This window comes from Amycolatopsis roodepoortensis (assembly GCF_024628825.1).
GTDB classification, from domain to species: domain Bacteria; phylum Actinomycetota; class Actinomycetes; order Mycobacteriales; family Pseudonocardiaceae; genus Amycolatopsis; species Amycolatopsis roodepoortensis.
In genome coordinates this window covers 1,113,885-1,134,764 of record NZ_CP102415.1, presented here as the reverse complement: position 1 = coordinate 1,134,764, position 20,880 = coordinate 1,113,885, and the positions used below count along the sequence as shown (strand labels likewise).

The following is a 20,880-nucleotide window of genomic DNA, read 5'->3' as shown; positions in this document are numbered from 1 at the left end:
AAACGATGAAGCGAACCCGGCGGTGGGGTCTGCTGGCGCTGGCCATGGTGACCCTGCTCGGAAGCCCGGTCCCCGCGAGCGCGGCGCCCGCGCCGGTCACCGCCGACAACGGCGCGAAGGTCGTCGAGGAGACCTGGCTGGACGCGCGCACCGTCGACCTCAAGATCAGCTCGCCCGCGCTCGGCACCACCGGCATGGTCCGCCTGCTGGTCCCGGCGGGCTGGGCCGCGCAGCCCACGCGGACCTGGCCGACGTTGTTCCTGCTGCACGGCTGCTGCGAACCGGTCGACTACCGGTCGTGGGACCAGTTCACCGACGTGAAGGCGTTCACCGCGGACAAGGACGCCCTCGTCGTCATGCCGACCGGCGGGCCCGCCGGGATGTACACCAAGTGGTGGAACTTCGGGCTCCGGAGTACTCCCGACTGGGACACCTTCCACACCCTGGAGGTGCGGCAGATCGTCGAACGCGGGTACCGGGCGGGGACGCGCCGGGCGGTCGCTGGCCTGTCGATCGGCGGCTACGGCGCGCTCGCGTACTCGTACAAGCACAAGGGGATGTTCGCCGCGGCGGCGTCCTACAGCGGGGTGCCGAACACCCTCAACCAGGGGGCTCCGCTGTTCATCCAGGGGATCCTGGCCCGCGCCGGGATCTTCAACTACCTCGAACTCTGGGGCGACAGCTGGGGGATGCGGCCGATCTGGACGGCGAACAACCCGTACGACAACGTCGACGGCCTTCGCGGCACGGCGCTGTACATCTCCTGCGGGAACGGGAAGACCGGTCCGCTCGACCCGCCGGGGCAGTCCGATATCTTCGAGCCCCAGGCGCTGGCCTCCTCGGTGAGTTTCACGGATCGGTTGAAGGCCAAGGGGATTCCGGCGACCGTCGACTACTACGGCGACGGGACGCACAGCTGGCCCTACTGGCAACGGGCGCTGCGGAACTCCTGGCCGGTCCTGGCGGGCGGGCTCGGCCTGTGAGGTGACCGAACGTCGCACTCGCGTGATCAGAGGCGTAACTCACGTGATCGAAGGCGTAACTCGCGTGATCGAAGGCGTAACTCGCGTGCTTGGGGGCGTAACTCGCGTGATTGAAGGCCGCACATCGAGTTACGCCTTCAATCACGCGAGTTACGTCTCCAAACACGCGAGTGCGGCGTCTGATCACGCGAGTCACGCGCCAGACCCTCGCAAGGCGTTGCGAAAGCCACTTTCGCAACCTTCAACGTTGCGAAAGTGGCTTTCGCAACGTCGGCCGGCGGGCGCGGTGGCGAAACGAGATGCCAGCGCTTGCCGGGTGTCGCGAAAGCCACTTTCGGGACATCAGACGTCCCGAAAGTGGCTTTCGCGACGCCAGTGCACCGCAGGTCGTCCACGGGGCACCGCATCGAGAGGGCTAAATGCGGTGAGGTCAGCCGGCGATCAGTTCGGCGAAGCGTTCCGGGCTCACGTTCCCGCCGCTGATGATCACCCCGACCCGTCCCGAAGCGGGCACCCGGCCGCTGAGCAGTGCCGCGAGCCCGGTCGCCCCGCTCGGCTCGATGACGAGCTTCAGCCGTTCGAACGCGAACCGCATGGCGTCGCGGACCTGGTCGTCGGTGACCAGCGCGATGTCGTCGACGAGCCGCCGGTTGATCGAGAAGGTCAGTTCGCCGGGGATGGAGGCGGCCTGGCCGTCGGCGATGGTCCGCGGCACCGGGATCGACACGCGTTCCCCGGCGTCCAGCGAGCGTTTGGTGTCGTCGCCCTCGGCGGGTTCGACGCCGATCACGCGGATGCCGGGCCGCACGGCCTTCGCGGCGGTCGAGCTGCCCGCGATCAGGCCACCGCCGCCGACCGGGACGACGAGGGTGTCCAGGGATTCGGTGTCCTCCAGCAGTTCCAGCGCCGCGGTGCCCTGTCCGGCGATCACGTGCGGGTGCTCGTACGGCGGGATCAGCGCGAGACCGCGGTCGGCCGCCAGCGCCTCGCCGATCGCGACGCGGTCGCCGGTGTACCGGTCGTAGGTGACGATCTCGGCGCCGTAGCCCGCGGTGGCGTCCTTTTTGGACTGCGGGGTGTCCTCGGGGATCAGGATGACCGCGCTGCTCCCGAGTTCCCGCGCGGCGAGCGCGACGGCTTGGGCGTGGTTCCCCGACGAGTAGGCGGCGATGCCCTTTGCCAGCTGTTCCGGCGAGAGACGCGAAGCGGCGTTGTACGCGCCACGGAACTTGAAAGCCCCGACGCGCTGGAGGTTCTCACACTTGACGAAGACCTCGGCGCCGACGAGCTCGTCGAGGGTACGGGAACGCACGACCGGGGTCCGGTGGGCGACCCCGGCCAGGCGGGCGGCCGCGTCGCGGATGTCGTCGATGGTCACGGGGGCGGTCATGATGCTCCTTGATCACGGATTTCGGCGAGATAGTTGTAAGCGGAGGCGCGGGAGATCCCGATCCGCGCCGCGACCTGCGGCACGGCCCGCCGCACGGCGAAGACGCCGCGCGCGTGCAGGCTGCGGAACAGGTCGAGCCGTTCGTCGCGGCTGAGCGCGGTCCACGGTTTGTTCAGCCGGAGCTGATGCTCGTCGACGATCGCGTCCACCACCGCGTCGACGTCGTCGCCGAAGGTGGTGGTCGGCGTTTCGGCGGCGGTGCCGACGTCGGCGAGTTCGCCGACCAGGGTCCGCAGCTGACCCAGCGCGGTGACGTCGAGGTTCACGCACAAGGCGCCGAACACCGAGCCGCCGCTGTCGCGCAGCAGCATGGTCGACGACTTCACGAGTTTCCCCGACGCCGTCCTGGTCACGTAGTTCAGCTGGTCTTCGGCGTCGTCGCCGCGGGCGAGCAGGCCCATGCCGATCTCGCTCATCGATCCGCCCACGGTGCGGTCGGTGACCGAGCCGGCGATCGCGACCACCGACCGCTCCGGACGGCGGAAGTCGTGCACCACGACCTCGCAGAACGAGCCGAGCGTCGCCGCGATCCCGTCGGCGACCGGGGCGAGCGCGTCGAGGATGGCGTCCTGCTCAGACATCGCGTACTCGGGCGAGGGCCTCGACCTCGACCACGCCGCCGTAGGGCAGCGACGCGACCCCGACACAGGTCCGGGCGGGCCGGGGCTCGGCGAAGAACTCTTCGTAGACCCGGTTGAGGCCGTCGCGGTCGGCGATGTCGGTCAGGTAGACGACGACCTTCACCACGTCGACCCTCGTCGCACCCACCGAACGCAGCGCGGCGTCGAGATTGGCGAAGGCCTGCGGGCATTCGGCGTCGAAGCCGCCGGGCACCAGCGCGCCGGTCTCGGTCACGCCGAGCCGCCCGGACACGGAAACCAGGTCGCCGCTGCGGAAGGCGGGCGGGTACGGATGCTCGTTGGTCACGAGACTGACTGTATAAGTCCTGGACGGAAAGTCCAACGAGATATCAAGTGACCTGCCGCTCACCTGGTGAACGGGGTGTTACTCGCGGGTAGTCGCTCGGGTTAACGGGCTTCACTCGGACGAGCGACCGCTGTTTCATGATCGTCAAATGGCGGTGAACCGCCTTGTCCGGCCTTCGGTGATCAAGGCAGCCTCCTCGGCGTGCGGTCCCTGTCCGCACATCCACAGCCGAGAGGATGTACACCATGCGCGACACCCAGAGCACCACCCGCCGCTGGACGAAGCGGGGCCTGGCGGCCGGCCTGCTGGCGGTGCCGATGCTCGCCGTCTTCGGCGGCTCGGCGTCGGCGGCGGAACTCACGCCGATCGCCGAGTATCTCGACAGCACCATCGCCGGCCTGTCCGCGTCGTTGGTCCAGGCACTCGCGGCCCTGCTCGGCGTGAGCTGAGCCGGTCCCGACGGATCGGGAAAGGGCCGTTCCGGACGGCCCTTTCCCGGCCTCGGTCAGATGACCTCGAAGTTCGCCATCATCGCCATGTCCTCGTGCTCGGCGTTGTGGCAATGGAAGACGTAGCGGCCGCGATAGCCGTCGAACCGCGCGATGACCTCGACCGACTCGCCGGGGGCCAGGTCCACGGTGTCCTTGATGCCCCCGTCGAACGGCCCAGGTGGACGCCCTCCGCGCGAGAGGATCCGGAAACCCACCAGGTGCAGGTGCACGGGATGGTGGATGTCGGCGACGAACCGCCAGATCTCCGTGTCGCCGAGGCGCGTGCTCGCCGACATCACGTCCGGCGAGAACGGCTCCCCGCCGATCACCCAGCCCGCGCGGCCGTGGACGGTACCCGCCCGGAACGAGAACTCCCGCGTGGTCGTGGCCTGTTCGCGAGTGAGCGGCGCGATTTCGCTGAGTTTCGCCGGAACCCGGCTGTCGTCCGCCGCGCGGCGCGCGACGACGAACCGCATGACCTGAGCGGTCGACCCGGTCCCGAGCCGGTTCACGAGGGTGACCTCGGTGCCGACCGGATACCGGCCGAAGTCGACGACGAGGTCGTACCGTTCCGCCGGCGCGATGGGGAGATGGTCGTGTTCGCGCGGCGCGTCCAGCAGGCCTTGGTCGGCGCCGATCTGCACGAAACCGCCGCCGCCGGGCGGTGGCGGGTCGAGCGCCAGGTCGTAGCGCCGGGCGTTGGAGCCGTTGAGCACCCGGAGGCGGTACTTGACGGCCGCCACCTCGTGCACCGGCCACGGCGCGCCGTTGACCAGCACGACGTCGCCGAAAACGCCTTCGACGTAAGCACTTTCCACTCCCGGCGTGGTCCGCAGGGTCCGGTCTAGTGAGGGATAGGCGAAGGCGCCGTGCTCGTCGAAGGACCGGTCGGCGATCATCAGCGGCAGTTCGCGCTCCCCGGACGGGAGCCCGAGCGAGTCCTCCTCGTCGTCGCGGATCAGGTGGAACCCGGCCAGTCCCCGGTACACGGCCGGACCGGTGAAATCCATGCGGTGGTCGTGGTACCAGAGGGTCGCGGCCCGTTGCCGCAGAGGGAAGACGTAGTCGCGTTCCCCGTTCGAGATCCGCGCCCGGGAATCGGCCATGCCGTGCCCGGTGTGCGCGGTGGTCCAGCCGGACCGCGGCAGGACGAGGTCGGTCGGATAGCCGTCGGAGTCGGCGGGGGTGTGCCCGCCGTGCAGATGGACCACGGTCGGCACGGGAAGTTCGTTGCGGTGGTGCGCCACGACCGTCCGGTCCCGCCGCGACTCGATCGTCGGACCGGGGAAGATCCCTTCGTAGCCCCAGATCGGTGTCCGGACGCCGGGCAGGATCTCGGCCGTCGCCGCTCGCTGGGTGATGGTGTAGTGATCGGCGTCGGCGGTCCTTTGTGGACGCAGGACCGGCGGGATCGGCAGCGGTACGCGAAAGGGCTCCGGCAACGGGAGTGCGCTGCGCAGCAACTCGCCGGTCCCCGGAGCGCCCTGCGCGAGCAGGCGGGGCGCCGCGATCCCCGCGGCGACGAGGACACCGGCACCGCCGGCGAGCCCGAGGAAGGTCCGGCGGGGCAGTCGCCCGCTCATCGGTCGACCCGCCAGGTCTGGGGCCGCCAGACCGCGATGGTCGTCAGCACCGTCGCGGTGACCAGCGCGACGCCGAGCGGGATATGCAGGTCGAGCGCGCCCGTCATCCCGGCGAGGTACTGCCCGGTCTCGCCCAGCGCGAGCAGCAGGCTGATCCAGAACAGCCAGCGCGGTCCGCGGACCAGCCACAGGACCAGCGCCGCCAGGATCTGCGCGTACGCCAGGTACGACACGGCGTCGGCGCCCCAGCGGTGCAGCCAGAGCATGTCGTAATCGCCGCCGAGATAGCCGCCGGCGAACACCGGCTGGCCGATGATCGCGACGGCGTGGGCGCTCACCAGCACCCGGTTCACCACCAGTGTCCCGTTCGCCTTCCGGCTCGGGCTGGTCAGGGTTTCACTCACGTGATCGAACGTAGGAGCCGACGCCTTATGCTGTCCAAGACAAGATCGGTTATCTGTTCATTACAGGTGGGGTATCAGCAGTGGATCTTCTGGCGCTCCGGTACTTCCAGACGGTCGCCCGGCTCGAACACGTCGGCCGCGCCGCGGAAAAGCTGCGTGTCGCGCAGCCGTCGCTCAGCCGGACGTTGGCCAGGCTGGAGAACGAGCTCGGCGTCCCGCTGTTCGACCGGCACGGCCGCCGGATCCGGCTCAACCGGTTCGGCACCGCGTTCCTCCGCCGCGTCGACCGCGCGCTGGCCGAACTCGACGACGCCCGTCAGGAACTGGACGACGCCGCCGGGCTCGAACGCGGCACCGTCGCCGTCGCGGCCGAAAGCCTGCTCGTCCTCACCGAACCGCTTCGCACCTTCGTCCCCGGCCACCCGCTGGTGGACGTGCGGCTTTCCCAGGCGTCGGGGGAGGGGATGGCGGAGAAGCTCCGAGCCGGCGACGTCGACCTGTGCGTCACCTCGCAGCCCTTGACGGGCAACGACATCCGCAGCCGCGTGCTTCTCGACGAAGCGGTGATGCTCTGCGTGCCCGCCGGCCACCGGCTCGCCGACCGTGGCCGCGTCGGCCTGGCGGATCTCGAGGGCGAGCCGTTCCTCACCACGCGACCCGGCTATTGGCAGCGTGCGCTCGTCGATCGTCTTTTCGCGAAGGCCGGGCTCGAACTGCACGTCGTCTGCGAGGGAGACGAAGCCGCAGTGCTCTTCCAGCTCATCGACGCGGGGCTCGGCATCGCGCTGGTGCCTTCGCTGGGGCTGCGCGCCGTCACCGGTTCGGCGGTGGTCTGGCTGGACGTCGACGATCCCGACTGCCGCCGCGTGCTCAGCGTCGCGTGGCGCGAAGACACGTACCTTTCCGTTGCCGCCCAACGGTTCCGCGATCACCTGGTCGGCCACTTCCTCGCGCGGGCCGAGCCCCGGTCGAGGTGACCGGGGCCCGGTGGGGCGCGCTTACGGGTTGAGCGTGACGCTGTAGGCGCTCAGTGCCTCGCCGATCGGCTGGTAGTACGAGGTACCACTGCCCTTGCCGGAGGTGATGCCGAGGCCGACGCTGCCGGAGAAGAGGCAGCCGCCCGAGTCGCCGGGGTTGGCCAGCGCGTTGGTCTGGATCAGCTGGTACACCGAGCCTTCGGCGTAGTTCACCGTGACGTTCAGCCGCTGCACCGAACCCGAGGTGAGGCGGGTGGTGCTGCCGCTCTTGCTGATCCGCTGCCCGACGGTGGCGGTACCGGCGGAGGCGATCCGCTGGGTGGAGCCGTTCCACAGGGTGACGGCGCCGGGGGCGCTGCCGGTGGTGTTGCGGATCAGGCCGTAGTCGTTGGTCGGGAAGCTGGCTCCCTGCGACGGTCCGACGTTCCACTGCGAGACCGCGCGGGTGCAGTGGCCGGCGTCGAGGATGTAGTTCTGGCCGCCGCGGTTGGTGTTGAACCCGACCGAGCACCGGGTGCCGCCGCCGGTGATGGCCTCACCGTTGTAGATCGCGGTGTGCATCTCGCCGGTGGTCCGCTCCACGCGCACGCGGTCGCCGAGTGCTTCGGCGGCCTTCACGAGGGCTTCGGTGCCTTTCGCCGCGTCGGAGATGGTCAAGACCACCTGGTTGGCCTTCGGGTCGAGGCCGATCGACGTGTGCGCGACCGACGGCAGCGCCTGGAGGGCGTTCTGCGCCCCCGCCAGCGCGGCACTGGAGTGTTTGACGATCCGGGCCTGCGCCCCGGTCGCGGTGACCTGGTCCGCGGCGGCCTGGTCGAGGACGTTCACCACCGGCTTGGCGGCGTCGTCGAGATACCCGTCCGCGGCACGGGAGCCGAGCGAAGCGGTGACCTGCTGCAGCTTCTCGACGCTCGCCGTCTGCGTCCGGAGGAACTCGACGGCGGCGGCCTGGCTGATCCCGGCTTCGGCGGCGAGGGACGTCACCGCCTCGTGCTGCACCGTGGGGGAGTAGCCCGCGATGGTGGTGGCGGTGGCCGTGGACGGGGCGAGGAAGCCGACGACCGCGGCCGCGGCCACCAGTGTCGTGGCGGTACGGGCTAAGGGGTTTGTGCGCATACCGGTGTCTCACTTTCGCGAGGGGACATCCAGCGCGAGGGGTGGCCGCGCTGGACACGGTGGGGTAGCCGGGCACGGCCAAGGCGACCCGGCGCCGGTGATCCGGTGCCGATCATGGTGATCCGCCGCCCCGGTGGCGGATACCGACTTTCGTTGGACAGGAAGAAAAATAGGTACCCGCCGTTCGGGCTACCGACGGATACGCGCACAGCAAACGCGCGACTCGCGTGCTCAGACGCGTCATTCGCGTGATCAGGGGCGTAACTCACGTGATCGGCCGCGGAACTCGGGTGTGCGGCCTCTGATCACGCGAGTTACGTCTTTGATCACGTGAGTGCGGTGTCGAAGGCCAGCCGGGCGAAGCGTTCCCCGATGAGCCGGTGCGTGGCCGCGTCCGGGTGGAGGGCGTCGGGCAGCGGCAGCTCGGCGTGGTCCGCCTCGCCGTACAGTTCGAGGCCGTCGAGGTAGCGCAGGTTCGGGTCGGCCGCGCTCCGTTCCTTGACGATGCGGGCGAGTTCGTCGCGGATCACCGTGAGCGTCAGCTTTCCCGAGGCGGTCTCCGCCGGATCGCCGGTGGCCCTGAACCGCACTTTCCCCTCGCGCAGGGCGTCCGGATCGAATTCGCCCGGCCCCGGCGTGTGTTCGTGGATGGGGCAGTGGATCGGCGAGACGACCAGCAACGGCGTGGCGGGGTGGCCTTCCCTGATGGTGTCGAGAAAACCGTGCACCGCCGGGCCGAACGCGCGCAGCCGCATCAGGTCGGCGTTGACGACGTTGATGCCGATCTTGACGCTGATGACGTCGGCCGGTGTGTCCCGCATCGCGCGGGCGGTGAACGGATCGAGCAGCGCGCTGCCGCTGAAGCCCAGGTTGACCAGGTCCACCCCGGCGAGGGCCGCGGCCGTGGCCGGCCACGTCCCGGTCGGGGTCGCCGCGTTGGAACCGTGACTGATGGAGCTGCCGTGGTGCAACCAGGTCTTCCGGCCGTTCGACCGTGCACTGTGGACGGACGCGTCGGTGCGCAGCGCGACCAGGCGGGTCGTCTCGTTGTGCGGCAGCCAGATTTCGACGGTCTTCTCGTGACCGGGCAGGCCGTCGAATCGCAGGGTGCGCACGGGGCCGGGTTCGTGCCGGGCGGCACCGGTGGCCAGGTCGACGCTGATCGTGTCGCCGTCGGCCACGCTCGCCTGCCCCGAGAGCCTGCCGTCGACGAGCAGTTCGTAGACGCCGTCGGGCCGGGGCGGGGTGCCGGCGAAGACCCGTTTGGTGGCAAGCACGTCGAGCTCGACGAGGGAGGCGGTGGTGCGGAAGACCAGCCGCACGCCCGAAGGTTGTGACTCCGCCATGGTCAGCTGGCCGTCGGGGATCTGCCGCCTGGCCCGCGCGGGCAGCCGGTGGGGGAGCACGCCGCGTCCGGTGGATTCGAGGTCGAGCGCGCCGCGGACGAGGTCGGCGGTGATCGGGGTGGTGAGCATTCTTCCGTTCATTTCGTTCGGGGCCAGGCGCGCAGCAGGACGTCGAGCGCGTCGAGGATCTCGGTCCAGCTCTCCTGCGAGCCGGGGGTGCTGTGGCTGAAACCGCCGGCCGCTTCCAAGCCGACGAAGCCGCTGAACACGCTGCCCAGCAGCCTGACCGCGTGCGTCTGATGCGGTTCGGCGAGGTCGTAGCCGCGCAGGATCGCCCGCGTCATTTCGGCGTGGCGGACGCCGGCGCTGGTGGCCGCCTTGTCCGGTGCGAGCCGGAACCTCGCGGCGGTGAACCGGCCGGGGTGTTCGAGGGCGTAGTCGCGGTGGACGTTCGCCAAGGCGATCAGCGCGTCCTTGCCCGCCAGGCCCGCCACCGCGGTGGCGGCGAGCTCGGCGAGCTCGGCTAGGGCCAGCAGGGCGATCTCGGTCTTCAGTTCGTGGGCGTTCTTCACGTGCGAATACAGGCTGGCCGTCTTGACGCCGCATCGTTTCGCGAGCTCGGTCGGGGTCACGTGCTCGAAGCCGATTTCGTCGGCAAGCTCCGCGCCCGCCCGGATCACCCGTTCCGTCGTCAGTCCCGCTCGCGCCATGGTCACCACCTTACCATAGTCCATTTGGGAATTGCCTAACGCAATTAGGAAGCCGAAACGTGGGTTCGGTAGCGCCGGGGTCGAAGGAGGCTGGGGCCGGGACGAACGGAGGTGGACGTGATGAACACGGTGGACCCGGCCAAGGCCCGGGATGACCGGCTCGAACGGTGGCGGGGAGATCGCCGCCTGCTCGTGGGCGCGATCCTTGCCTCGGTGGTCACCCTGGCCTGCGGGTTCCTGGCAGGCCACGGGTTCGGCGCGCTCTTCGAGCAGTTCCGCACGATGGCGATCGACAGTGTTTTCGACGACCGCGGTGACGGCGAGCCGCCGTATGGCCCCATCTGGGGGACCTTCGGCCTGCTCGGTTGTCTCGCGGCGGGCAACCTCGCAAGTGCCGCGATGCGGCGTTACCACGGGCGGCGGTCGGGGCCTGCCTTCCCGGCCGTGCTGGCTTTCGCGGCCGGCACGCTCGGCTTCTGGGAATCGTCACGAGGGTGGCTTCCGCCGCTCGCCGTCGGCACGGCGGTCGACCCCGTGTTCCACGAAGACGAAAAGTGGGGGATCTGGGCGTGGTTCCTGTACTACGCCGACAGCTGGGCGCCCGCCGTCCTGCTCGTCCTGACATCGCTGGTCCTGTGGTACGCCATCCGGCTTTCGCGGCACCAAGCCGAACTGGCGCGTACCAGGGAAAGGCTGTTGAGGTACGGCCGCCGGGTGCCCGCCGCGATCGTCGAAGTGAAGGTGCGCAGGGGAGGCGACGAGTCGGGCAGCCGGGTCGTCGGCGCGGACGTGACGGTGTCGTTCACCGACCTCGAGGGCGTCCGGCACTGGGTGACCCGCCGCACCGGCGATACCGCGATCTCCGGCGCGGAAGTGCTGTTCGACCCCGCCGCACCCGGCGATGACAAGAAGATCTTCGTTGCGTTGCGCCGCCACCCCGCCCTCAGCGACTGGCTGCCCGCGAACTGAACTGGAGTGTTCATGCCGCTCACCCTTGTCCGCGGATTCCTGACCGGGATCATCAGCGGGACGACCTTGTGCGCGTTCATCGCCGGCATCGTCATCGAGTACGATCCGCTGATCGTCACGGGCGTCGGACTCCCGATCGTCTACGGGATCCTGCTCCACCTCGCCGGGGCCCCGCGACGTGCTCGCGAGGCGAAGATCGTTCCGGTGGTCGCACTCGCCAAGATCGAAAGCCTCCGTGCTGGGGGCACCGAGACCGGGGACATCCCGGTCGACTTCGTCTTCACCGTCGCCCCCGAAGGCATGGCCACCTTCCGGCTGAAGGTCGCCCACCACATCAACCTGGTCGACATCCCCAACTACCGGCCGGGCGACGTCCTCGTCGTCCGGTACCCGCCGGACCGGCCGTGGAAGGCGGAGGTCGTGGAACGGCCGTCACCGTCGTGGGAACGGCGCGCGGCCGAAGCCACGATCGAATCCGCTCCGGAGTCCAGCCTGGTGCAGGAACCGCCGGAGGGCTGCGGGTTCGCCGCGCTCGCCATCCTCGGGTTCCTGTTCGGCGCGGCGCTGGTGCTGTTCCTGTTCCGTGTGGAGCTGTTCGCGCCGGAAGAGCCTGCCCGGGCGGAAGAAACCCAGTCCGGCGTGACCACCTCCTCGTCGGGATCCGCGACCGTCGACGTCGGCCGATCCCTGCTGGGCGAAGGGGAATTGAGCCGGGTGATCGACTCGCTGGCGCAGGCCGCGGACGTATCACAGGTGATCACCGCGGTCGTCGAGGACCGGCGGCTGACCGTGGTCTTCGCGCCGACGGGCGCCCAGGTGCCGCGGTTCGACCTCCGCGCGCTGAAGGCCGACCGCGTCCCCGCACTGGTGCGCCGGGCGAACGAGACCATCGACGTCGGGGAACCGCGGACGTGGCAGGTCACGATCGTCCCGTTCGGCACCGCGGTGAGCACCCGGGTGATCGTGACCGGCCCCGACGGCAGTGGCTCACTCGCGGACGGTGGCTGAAGCCTTTCCGTGCTTTCCCGGCGCCGCGCTGCCCGAGTACTCGCCGAGATCGGAGATCAGCGAGGTGAGCTCGGCGTCGTTGTCGTAGCGGCGCTGGTGCAGTTCGGCGATCTTCGCGCCCATCTCGGGATCCGGGTCGTCGGTGACGTCGAAGGAAGCGAACCGGTCGACCAGCGGCAGCCCGACCCGGTCGGTGTTCCGGTGCGCCGGGTGCATGAGGTATTCCCAGTACCCGTCGAGGTCTTCGATCGCGAAGACGGCGCCCCATTCGTAGTCGCCGCCGAAATCGCGGCCGACGACGAAGGACTTCACCGAGGGGATGACCCGGCCCTGGTTGCGGAGGCTTTCCAGGGCTTCTTCGACCTGCTCCGGGGAAGCGCCGGGGCGCAGGGTGAAACGGTTTCCGTGGTAGATCATCGTGTTTCCTTTCCGTTGTTCCGGTTCGGGAGGAGAGCGGCGAGTGCCGCTCCGGCGCCCAGGACGGCACCGGTCCAGGTGAACGCGCCGGCGATGCCGATGCCCTGGACGAGTGGCTGGACGACGAGAGGGGACAGGAACTGCCCGAGGAAGATCCCGGCGACCAGGCCGCTGAGCACGCGGCCGCGGTGCGCGGGATGGGCGAGGTCGGCCAGGCGCAGGTTGAGGTTCGGGACGACGAGGCCGACCCCGAAGCCTCCGACGAGGAGCCCGGCCACGACCTGGCCGACGGTGCCCGCCGTGCCGATCACCAGCCAGCCCGCGCCCATGAGTGCGACGCTCGCCGTGGTGATCGCCGTGGGGCTGAAGCGCTCACGCAGGCGAGGGAACACCAGGGCACCGGCGACGCTGGTCAGCGTGCTCCCGGCGACCACGGCTCCGACGACCGCGGGACCGCTGCCGAACGCCTCCAGCAGGAAGGGCAACTGCGTCGGCGCCATGTAGAAGGCGAGCGTCACCACCAACGCGAGGACGTAGACGCCGACGACGCGAGCGGGCAGCCGGGTCCGCTCGCGCTCACCGACCGCTGGAGCGCTCCGGACCGGCTCGCGCAGGAACGTGATCGCGAAGATCGCCACGATCACCGAGACCGAATAGATCCAGAACGGCGCCTGCCAGCTCACGGTGGCCAGCACTCCCGCCAAGGGGAGGAAGACGACCCCGCCGAGACTCGCGAAAGCCTGCTGCAACCCGAGGAACGAGGCGCGGCGGTCGCCGGAGAACCAGTCGGTGATCAGGGTGCTGACCGCCGTCATGATCCCGCCGACGGCGAAGCCGAGCCCCACCCGGGTGATCAGCAGCAGAAAGAGGTCGTCCACGAAGAATCCGGCCGTACCTGAGATCGCGTAGAGGCCGAGGCCCGTCAAGAGCAGGGGGCGGCGTCCGGCGCGGTCGGCGACGATCCCGGACAGCGGCGCGCTGATCGCGATCGCGAGGGAGGTCACGGTCAGCGTCAGCCGCACGAGAAGATCGGAGCCGGGCGTACCGGAGAAGACCTCCCGCATCGCGGGCAGGCTGGGCGCGATGATCGCCGCGGCCATGATGGTCAGCGGTGCCGCGGCCAGCACGGTGCCGCGGGCTCGCCGCGTCGGCGCCAAGGTGTTCGTCACGCCATCAATCTCGCAGCGGGACACCGGGGCTCGCGTCGGTGAAAATCGCCTATGTCCGCCCGCCCTCGGTAGCGTGCGGGCATGACCGACGAGATCCTGCCCGCCATCGCCGGAGAGATCCTCACCGGCGAAGCCGACTTGTCCGTCGCGGGAAAGGACTGGGGGAACCTGATCCACACCAGGCCGGGGCTGGTCGTGAGGCCGGCCTCGGCGACTGACGTCGCTTTCGTGCTCAGGTTCGCCGCCGCGCGAGGACTGCCGGTCGCCGCCCGCGGAGCCGGGCATTCGCCGTACGGGCAGGGACAGGTCGAGGGCGGGATCCTGCTGGACATGACTTCGCTGCCGCCGCACCGGGTGGTCACCGGCGAACTGGTGTCGGTGGACGCGGGCGCCCGCTGGCGGGAAGTGCTCGAGACGACGTTGCCGTATGGGCTGGCACCTCCGGTGCTCACCGACTACCTCGAACTGACGGTCGCCGGCACGCTGGTGGTCGGCGGGATCGGCGGCGCCACCCACCACCACGGCACCCAGACCGACGGCGTGGAGGCGCTGGAGGTCGTCACCGGTACCGGAGAGGTGATCACCTGCTCACGCGAGAGCGACGAGGATCTGTTCGACGCGGTCCTCGGCGGCCTGGGGCAATGCGGGGTGATCACCCGCGCGACCCTGCGGCTGACCCCGGCCCCGGCGCGGGCCCGGCGGTGGAAGCTCTACTACGACTCGCTTCCGGCGTTCTTGGCGGACCAGCGCGCCGTCGTCCGTGACGGCCGTTTCGACTACGTGGAGGGCCAGCTGATCCCCGTCGGCGACGGGTGGCGGTACATGCTGGAGGCGGTCGCCTACTACTCGCCGCCCGCCGGGCCGGACGAGGCCGCGTTGCTGGACTCGCTCGGTTTCGGCGAATCCGAAGCCGAGGACACGGGGTATTTCGACTTCCTGAACCGGATGGCCGACGGGGAGGCGGCCTTGCGTGCGGAAGGAAGCTGGTTCCATCCGCATCCGTGGCTGAACGTGTTCCTCACCGACGACACGGTCGAGCGGTTCGTCGCCGAAACCCTCGCCGCCACCGGTGAACGCGAACTCGGTGCCACGGGGCTGGTCCTGCTCTACCCGGTGCGGAACGACCGGTTGAAGACTCCGCTGTTCGCCGTGCCGCCGGGGGAAATCTCCTGGCTGTTCTCGCCGCTGCGCGTCGGTTCGCCCCGCGATCCGCTGCACAACGCACGCCTGCTGGAGCTCAATGTGGACCTCTACCGGAAGGCACGCGACCTCGGCGGGAAGGTCTACCCGTCGAACGCGCTGCCGATGTCCACAGAGGACTGGCGCGCGCACTTCGGCGAGGCTTGGCCGAAACTCGCCGGTGCCAAGGCCCGGTACGCGCCGGGGAACCTGCTCAACCCCGGCCAGTGCCTGCGGGTGCCCTGAGGTCCGCGGCCACTGGTAGAAATGTCCGATGCGGGATTTCTTCAGGGGTTTCCGGATGTTCGGGCAAGGCCTGGGCATCCTTCTGCGGTCGCCGAGACTGCTGCTGATCGGCGCGCTGCCCGCGTTGCTGACCACGCTGCTGCTCATCGGCGGCATCGTCGCGCTGGCGTTCTGGATCGATGATCTCTCGCTCCTGATCACCCCGTTCGCCGACGACTGGTCGCCGGGCTGGCAGACGACGATCCGGGTGGCGGTCGGCGTCGCGGTGTTCGGGGCGGTGCTGGCCATCGCCATGATCGGGTTCACGGCGATCACCCTCGCCGTCGGCGGTCCGTTCTACGAGCACATCGCGGAGAAGGTCGAGGACGACCTCGGCGGCGTGCCCGGCGCGGTGGACCTGTCGTGGTGGCGGTTGCTGGTGCTAGGCCTGAAGGACGGCCTCGCGCTCGTGCTCCGCTCGCTGCTGTTCACGATCCCGCTGCTGATCGCGGGCTTCATCCCCGTGGTGGGGCAAACGGTCGTGCCGGTCCTGCTGGCCTTGGTGACGGCGTGGTTCCTCGCGCTGGAGCTGATCGCCGTGCCGTTCTACCGGCGTGGGATGGGCTTGAAGCAGCGGCGGCCGCTGCTGCGACGGCACCGCGCGCTCGCCCTCGGGCTGGGGCTTCCGGTGTCGCTGCTGTGCCTGATCCCGTTCGCCGCGCTGATCGTGATGCCGGTGGGCTTCGTCGGTGGCGTGCTCGTCGCCCGTGAGGTCCTCGCGGCGGAGGCGGACTGAGCTTCGTCTGTGTCAGATGACGCAGACACCGCGGCTCCCCGGCGCCATCGTTTGGCGGACACTGAGGGGAGCTTCCGATGAAGAGAGCACTGTTCCTGGCCGCCGCCATACCGATCGCGGCCCTGCTGACGACCGGTCCGGCCGTCGCCGTCGAAGGAGTCGTGTCCGGGGTGGTCAAAGCCGCGGACTCCGGAGAGCCGATCGCCGGAGCCTGCGTGACGCTGTTCGATCTCGACCTGAAGGAGACGGGCTCGGGATGCGCGGGCACGGACGGCCGCTACGAGATCCCCGGCGTCGTTCCCGGCAAGTACAAGGCACGCGCGACCGCCGCCGGATACGCCGAACTTTGGGCCTACAACAAGGGAAGCGCGCTCGCCGCGGAGGTGCTGGACCTGCCGCACGGACTGGACTTCGGGTTGCGGAAGGGCACGGCCACCGTTCGCGGGCAGATCACCGACCAGGGAAAGCCCGCCGCGGGCGCGTCGGTGAGCCTCACCGACCAGAACCAGCGGTGGTGGTCGACGGTCCTCACCGCGGCGGACGGCACGTACTCCTTCAGCGGCGTGAAGGCGGACACCTACACCATGGCGATCACCTACGGCGATCGCACGCAATGGATCCGGCAGAAGGCGAGCTTCCCGGAGGCGGAGACCTTCACCGTCGCCGATGACCAGGTCGCCGTCGTCGACGAGGCCATCGCACCGTACGGAAAGCTCCGGGTCGTCGCGACGGACGAGAAGACCGGTGCGCCCGTCGCGGGTGCGTGCTCGCAGGTCGAACAAGGGCACCCGCCGCAGCTGCGGAAATGCGCCGGCGCGGACGGTGTCATGCTCTACGAGGACATGCCGCCGTTCGGCTACTACACGCTGAGCGTCTGGGGGCCGGACGGTTCCTACCAGCCGGTGAACGGGGAGCGGGTCGATCTGGCCCCGGGGGAGACGACCGAATTCCGGGCGTCGATGAAACCCGCCGCTTCGATCGTGACCACCGTGCGGGACGCAAAGACCAAGGCACCGCTGGCGCGGGTCTGCGTCGACACCTACGCCCTTCCGGTCGTCGGTGTCCTCGACGCCGACTACCTGTACCACTGCAGCGACGAGAACGGGAAGCTGGTGATCGGGCCGATCGAGCCCGGCGCGTACAAGCTGCTGGTCAAGTCGCTGGACGAGCGGTACGGCATGCAGTGGGCCGGGACGGACGGCGGCACCGGCGACATCGGGCAGGCCCGCACGGTCACCGCCGAACTCGGCAAGGTGGTCACGACGCCGGACATCAGGATGGATCCCGCCGGGACGATCACCGGCAAGGTCACCGATCGCGCCACGGCGGCTCCGGTGGGCGGCGTCTGCGTCTATCCGTACGCGGTCGACCCCCGGATCGGCTTCCGCTTCGACGTCAACTGCAGCCGGAGCGACGGGACCTACACGATCAAGGGTCTCGGACCGTACAAGTGGCCGCTCGAGTTCGCGTCGTCCCGAGGCGACTACGCGTGGCAGTGGTCGGGAGGCGCCGCGGACCGGTTCGCCGCCACTCCGGTGCGGGTGCGGCCCGGCACGACGGTGACCGAGAACGCCGCGCTCGTGCCGAACGGCTCGGTCACCGGGCGGATCCTCGGCGCGGACGGCAAGCCCACCTTCGGGTACGTGTACACCTACAACGCGCGCACGGGGGACATCGTCGACTGGACCACGCCGGACTCGAACGGGCAGTACACCGTCAACGGCCTCACCACGGAGAAGGTCAAGATCAGGTACTACACCGACCGTGAATGCTGGCACCGCGACGCGGCCGATTTCGCTTCCGCCACACCGATTCCGGTCGTCGCCGGGCAGACCACCGGCGGAGTGGACCTCGGCCCCTGCCGCCGCTGAGGCAGGTTGGTCGTGAGTGATCCGGGTCGTTCCAGCGACCCGGATCACTCACGAGGTCCAGCGGGTGTTGTCCCGTGACTGGATGGACGACACGCGTGATCCGGTCAGTCACGCGATAGCGCCATCCGCGCCGTCGTGAAGGCCTCCTTCCCTACCCTCACGGTAGGGAAGGAGGCCTTCACGGATCAGGACGTCCTAGCCGATGGGCTCGATCCAGATGTTGCGGAACCGCGGGTTCTCGCCGGGATCCCCGTGGTCCTGCAGCCGGATGGCGCCTGGTGCCGCGCTCTCCGGGATGCTGTCGCCCGTCCCGCCGTCGATCGCCACGTCGTTGTGGACGACGACGCCGTTCCAGACCACGGTCACCCTGGCGTTGTCGGTCTTGTTCCCGGCACCGTCGAACCGTGCGGCCCGGAAGGTGACGTCGTAGGTCTGCCAGGTTCCGGGAGCCGTCGCCATGTTCCGGTCAGGTGCCTTCTTCGAGTAGATCGCGCCCGCTTCGTTGTTGGCGAGCGTGGTGTCCCCGAAGGATTCGAGCACCTGTAGCTCGTAGCGTTCCTGGAGGTAGACGCCGCTGTTGCCCCTGGCCTGTCCGGTGACCTCGGGCGGATAGTTCGGTTCGTTCCACTCGACGTGCAGCCGGAAATCACCGAACTGCTGTTTCGTGCGGATGTCCCCGCCGTACGACTCCATCGCACCGCCGGTCACCGGCCAGGTCGCGGCGCCGCCCGCGCGTTTCTCCCACGCGTTCAGATCGGTGCCCTTGAACAACTGGATCCGCTTGGACTCGGTCACGGTGAGACTGTCGAGATTGACGTTGCCCGCGTCGCCCGTGTCGTAGCGGTAGGAGATCGTGTTCGGCCCGGCTTTCAGGTTCAGCGTCTCGGGTTGCGTGTTCCAGGTGTCCCAGTTGCCGGTACTGGCGAGCCGGACCTGTTTCACCTTCGTCCCGTTGACGTAGACGGTCACCGATTTGGTCCCCGGCGCCGGATCCGGGCCGTTCGAGTAGCGCAGGGCCGCGTCGAAGGCTCCGGACTTCGGCGCGTTCACGGTGAACGTCGTCGCGGCGCCCTGGTTCCAGTAGCCGTCGACGAACCCGGTGCCCGTGTAGCCGGCGTGGTTCGTGTTCGTCCCGGCGCCACCGCTCAGCGCGGCCCGCTCGGCCTCGTAGGTGGTGCTCGCCGCCGGTCCACCGACCAGCGAGTTCAACGTGTACCAGGCTTCGGTGCTCCACAGCGCCGCACCGGATTCCGCCGCGAACGGGCGCGGCGACCGCACGTGGACCACGTGCCCTGCCTTCAATCCCGACATCTGCAGCGTGACCTTCTTGCGGTCGGCCGAGAGGCTCGCGGACGTGACGGACAGGGTCTGCTCGTCGATCTTCGGTCCGCCGTACGCGGAGGTCGGCTGGTAGCGCCATTGCTGGGCCTGGTACTTCGCCGCGAGGTTCTGCGCGGTCTCGGCCGACAGCGGCTGGGTGTACTCCAGCTCGAACCCGCCCGCGACGGCCCGCATGGCGCGGATGTCGAAGGCGTTCGTGCCGTTGGGGGTCACCTTCTGGAGGCCGTAGGCGAGTTTGCCGGGCTGGCCCCAGTTGCCGCCGCCGTCGATCCCGCCGGTGTAGATCGTGCCGTCGGGGCCGAGGCTGATCCGGCTGACACCGGACTCGAGTCCTTGCGTGAGGCGGAAAACGGCGCCCTGATACTCGCCGTTGACCTTCTCCAGGAACGCTCGCTGAAGCCCGCCGTAGGTCACGTCGCCGTACACCATCTGCCCGGCGAACGGACCCTGCGACAACATGACCATATTGCTCGGTGAGTTCGCGATCTCGTTGTGCGGCAACCACAACACCGGCGCGGTGACCGGCTTCGAGTCGAACGGGCCAGGGGGATTGGTGTAGTGGTTGAAGAACCGGTCCTGCTTGACCCGCACCAGCTTGTTCGCCGGCAGCCAGCCGCCCTGGTTGTCCGTGACGAAGACGTCGCCTTCCGGTCCCCAGCCGATGCCGTGCGGCGTACGCAGCCCGCCGGCGATGTAGGAAACCTTGCCGGTGGCCTTTTCGACCTTGATCGTCGTGCCGCGGTTCGGCGCGGGCTGCGGGTCGGTGGTGGCGCCGCCGTAGTTGATGGACACGGAAAGGTTGGCGTAGAAGAAGCCGTCCTTGTACAGCAGGCCGAACGCGAACTCGTGGAAGTTGCCGCCGAACGGCCAGGTGGCCACGGTGCGGTAGTCGTCGGTCACCCCGTCGCCGTTGGTGTCGTTCAGCTCGACGAGCCGCGTCTTCTCCGACACGTACAGCTTGCCGTCGACGTACTTGACGCCCATGGGTTCCTTCAGCCCGCTGGCGACGCGCTGGGTGCGGACCTTGCTCGGGTCGGTGTTCCCGCTGACGTTGCTCAGCAGGTGGACCTCACCGAGGACCTTGTCGGAGCCGCCCCACGTCGCGATGGCGAGCCGCCCGTCCGGCAGCCAGTCCATGCCGGTGACCTGCGGCTGGAATCCCTCGGGACGCAGATTCGTCAGCGTGAAACCGGGGTGGACGCCGTTCAGCGGCAGGCCGTCGCCGGGCGAATCCGTGGCCCCCTCGCATTCCTTGCGCCCCGGCGAGGTCACCCGGACGACGTCGGCGTCGGTGCTGAGCACCGAATTCGGCACCAGCGCGAAGTCCGCCGCGCCCGGTGGCCGCCATTCGAGGGTGACCTGCTGGTCGTGGAGGTTGTCGAAATGGTCGATCCGCAGCGCGTGATACCCGGTGCCCAGCTGGACCGAACCGGTCGCGGGGGTCGCGCCGTGCAGGCCGTCGTGGTTGATCACCGTCTGGCCGTCGATCCGGAGCCGGGAGCCGTCGTCGCTGGTGAGCCGGAATTCGTACTGCCCGGCGGTGGCGATGTTGATGTTGCCGATGACCTCGGAGACGAACTGCTCGTTGAGCCCGAAGTCGGCGGTGGCGGTCCAGTTGATCGTCGGCATCAGCTTGTCGACGTTGGGTGTCTGGCCGGATTTGATCGCGCAGAGCTTGGTGAGCTCGCGCTGGAGGTCGTACGTGCGGAGCGTGACACCGGGTTGCTGGGGTGGGATGGCCGCTTGTGCCGGGGCTGTCACCAGCCCGGACACTGCCGTGACCAGCGCCAGTGAGGCGACGATGGACCGGCTGAAGCGCTTGCGGACGGACGGAAGCATCGTTGCTCCTCGGGTCGGCGGCGGAGCACTCTGTGACGACGCTGAACCTAAGAGGACTTTCGGTTGAAGTCAACGAAAG

At 69.3% G+C, this 20,880-nt stretch carries 19 protein-coding genes; 8 read left to right on the top strand and 11 right to left on the bottom strand.

The window, feature by feature from the left end; genetic code table 11:
- Positions 1-5: 5 nt before the first annotated feature.
- Positions 6-983 (top strand): alpha/beta hydrolase, encoded by a 978-nt coding sequence (locus NQK81_RS05410; protein ID WP_257487309.1) that lies wholly within the window; start codon positions 6-8, stop codon positions 981-983.
- 430 nt (positions 984-1,413) lie between these two features.
- Here the strand turns inward: NQK81_RS05410 and NQK81_RS05405 are convergent, their stop codons facing one another.
- The 3 genes from NQK81_RS05405 to NQK81_RS05395 are packed head-to-tail and all read right to left on the bottom strand — an operon-like array spanning position 1,414 to position 3,360.
- Positions 1,414-2,373, bottom strand: coding sequence for a pyridoxal-phosphate dependent enzyme (locus NQK81_RS05405; RefSeq protein WP_257487308.1), 960 nt, complete (start codon positions 2,371-2,373; stop codon positions 1,414-1,416).
- On the bottom strand, positions 2,370-3,014 hold the full coding sequence (locus NQK81_RS05400; protein ID WP_126736995.1) for a helix-turn-helix transcriptional regulator: 645 nt from the start codon (positions 3,012-3,014) through the stop codon (positions 2,370-2,372). Before NQK81_RS05400 ends, NQK81_RS05405 begins: the two co-directional genes overlap by 4 nt.
- A complete protein-coding gene (locus NQK81_RS05395) occupies positions 3,007-3,360 on the bottom strand; it encodes a RidA family protein (protein WP_257487307.1) in 354 nt (117 codons plus the stop codon). The genes NQK81_RS05400 and NQK81_RS05395 overlap by 8 nt, the downstream gene beginning before the upstream one ends.
- 245 nt (positions 3,361-3,605) lie before the next feature.
- Here NQK81_RS05395 and NQK81_RS05390 point away from each other — a divergent pair, with 245 nt between their 5' ends.
- Positions 3,606-3,809, top strand: coding sequence for a hypothetical protein (locus tag NQK81_RS05390; protein WP_257487306.1), 204 nt, complete (start codon positions 3,606-3,608; stop codon positions 3,807-3,809).
- A 56-nt stretch (positions 3,810-3,865) separates the two neighbouring features.
- Here NQK81_RS05390 and NQK81_RS05385 read toward each other — a convergent pair whose 3' ends face one another.
- The gene (locus tag NQK81_RS05385) at positions 3,866-5,434 is read right to left on the bottom strand and encodes a multicopper oxidase family protein (RefSeq protein WP_257487305.1); all 1,569 of its coding nucleotides are present in this window, start codon (positions 5,432-5,434) and stop codon (positions 3,866-3,868) included.
- Positions 5,431-5,838, bottom strand: coding sequence for a hypothetical protein (locus NQK81_RS05380; protein ID WP_126736991.1), 408 nt, complete (start codon positions 5,836-5,838; stop codon positions 5,431-5,433). The genes NQK81_RS05385 and NQK81_RS05380 overlap by 4 nt, the downstream gene beginning before the upstream one ends.
- An 80-nt stretch (positions 5,839-5,918) precedes the next feature.
- On the opposite strand from NQK81_RS05380, the gene NQK81_RS05375 reads away from it, so the two are divergent.
- Complete coding sequence (locus NQK81_RS05375) at positions 5,919-6,815, top strand: LysR family transcriptional regulator (RefSeq protein ID WP_257487304.1); 897 nt, start codon at positions 5,919-5,921, stop codon at positions 6,813-6,815.
- A 21-nt stretch (positions 6,816-6,836) separates the two neighbouring features.
- Here NQK81_RS05375 and NQK81_RS05370 read toward each other — a convergent pair whose 3' ends face one another.
- From NQK81_RS05370 to NQK81_RS05360, 3 genes are all read right to left on the bottom strand, one after another.
- Positions 6,837-7,931 carry a S1 family peptidase gene (locus tag NQK81_RS05370; protein ID WP_257487303.1) on the bottom strand — a complete coding sequence of 365 codons (1,095 nt, stop codon included), beginning with the start codon at positions 7,929-7,931 and terminating at the stop codon, positions 6,837-6,839.
- 326 nt (positions 7,932-8,257) lie between these two features.
- The gene (locus tag NQK81_RS05365) at positions 8,258-9,406 is read right to left on the bottom strand and encodes an SGNH/GDSL hydrolase family protein (RefSeq protein ID WP_257487302.1); all 1,149 of its coding nucleotides are present in this window, start codon (positions 9,404-9,406) and stop codon (positions 8,258-8,260) included.
- An 8-nt stretch (positions 9,407-9,414) separates the two neighbouring features.
- Positions 9,415-9,987, bottom strand: a complete 573-nt coding sequence (locus NQK81_RS05360) for a TetR/AcrR family transcriptional regulator (RefSeq protein WP_257487301.1) — start codon at positions 9,985-9,987, stop codon at positions 9,415-9,417.
- A 120-nt stretch (positions 9,988-10,107) separates the two neighbouring features.
- On the opposite strand from NQK81_RS05360, the gene NQK81_RS05355 reads away from it, so the two are divergent.
- Both NQK81_RS05355 and NQK81_RS05350 read left to right on the top strand, forming a co-directional pair.
- The gene (locus NQK81_RS05355) at positions 10,108-10,956 is read left to right on the top strand and encodes a hypothetical protein (RefSeq protein ID WP_257487300.1); all 849 of its coding nucleotides are present in this window, start codon (positions 10,108-10,110) and stop codon (positions 10,954-10,956) included.
- A gap of 12 nt (positions 10,957-10,968) precedes the next feature.
- On the top strand, positions 10,969-11,964 hold the full coding sequence (locus tag NQK81_RS05350) for a hypothetical protein (protein ID WP_257487299.1): 996 nt from the start codon (positions 10,969-10,971) through the stop codon (positions 11,962-11,964).
- Here NQK81_RS05350 and NQK81_RS05345 read toward each other — a convergent pair.
- Together NQK81_RS05345 and NQK81_RS05340 are read right to left on the bottom strand one after the other, a co-directional pair.
- Positions 11,944-12,381 (bottom strand): Dabb family protein, encoded by a 438-nt coding sequence (locus tag NQK81_RS05345; protein WP_257487298.1) that lies wholly within the window; start codon positions 12,379-12,381, stop codon positions 11,944-11,946. The two genes, NQK81_RS05350 and NQK81_RS05345, sit on opposite strands and share 21 nt — an antisense overlap.
- A complete protein-coding gene (locus tag NQK81_RS05340; protein WP_257487297.1) occupies positions 12,378-13,550 on the bottom strand; it encodes an MFS transporter in 1,173 nt (390 codons plus the stop codon). The genes NQK81_RS05345 and NQK81_RS05340 overlap by 4 nt, the downstream gene beginning before the upstream one ends.
- Positions 13,551-13,631: 81 nt before the next feature.
- Between NQK81_RS05340 and NQK81_RS05335 the strand changes: the two genes are divergently transcribed.
- The 3 genes from NQK81_RS05335 (at position 13,632) to NQK81_RS05325 (ending at position 17,621) form a co-directional block, all read left to right on the top strand.
- Positions 13,632-14,975, top strand: coding sequence for an FAD-binding protein (locus NQK81_RS05335; protein ID WP_257487296.1), 1,344 nt, complete (start codon positions 13,632-13,634; stop codon positions 14,973-14,975).
- A gap of 28 nt (positions 14,976-15,003) precedes the next feature.
- Positions 15,004-15,750 carry an EI24 domain-containing protein gene (locus NQK81_RS05330; RefSeq protein ID WP_257487295.1) on the top strand — a complete coding sequence of 249 codons (747 nt, stop codon included), beginning with the start codon at positions 15,004-15,006 and terminating at the stop codon, positions 15,748-15,750.
- Between the two features lie 77 nt (positions 15,751-15,827).
- Positions 15,828-17,621, top strand: coding sequence for a carboxypeptidase regulatory-like domain-containing protein (locus tag NQK81_RS05325; RefSeq protein WP_257487294.1), 1,794 nt, complete (start codon positions 15,828-15,830; stop codon positions 17,619-17,621).
- 195 nt (positions 17,622-17,816) lie between these two features.
- Here the strand turns inward: NQK81_RS05325 and NQK81_RS05320 are convergent, their stop codons facing one another.
- Positions 17,817-20,801 carry a 3-keto-alpha-glucoside-1,2-lyase-like domain-containing protein gene (locus NQK81_RS05320; RefSeq protein WP_257487293.1) on the bottom strand — a complete coding sequence of 995 codons (2,985 nt, stop codon included), beginning with the start codon at positions 20,799-20,801 and terminating at the stop codon, positions 17,817-17,819.
- Positions 20,802-20,880: the final 79 nt, after the last annotated feature.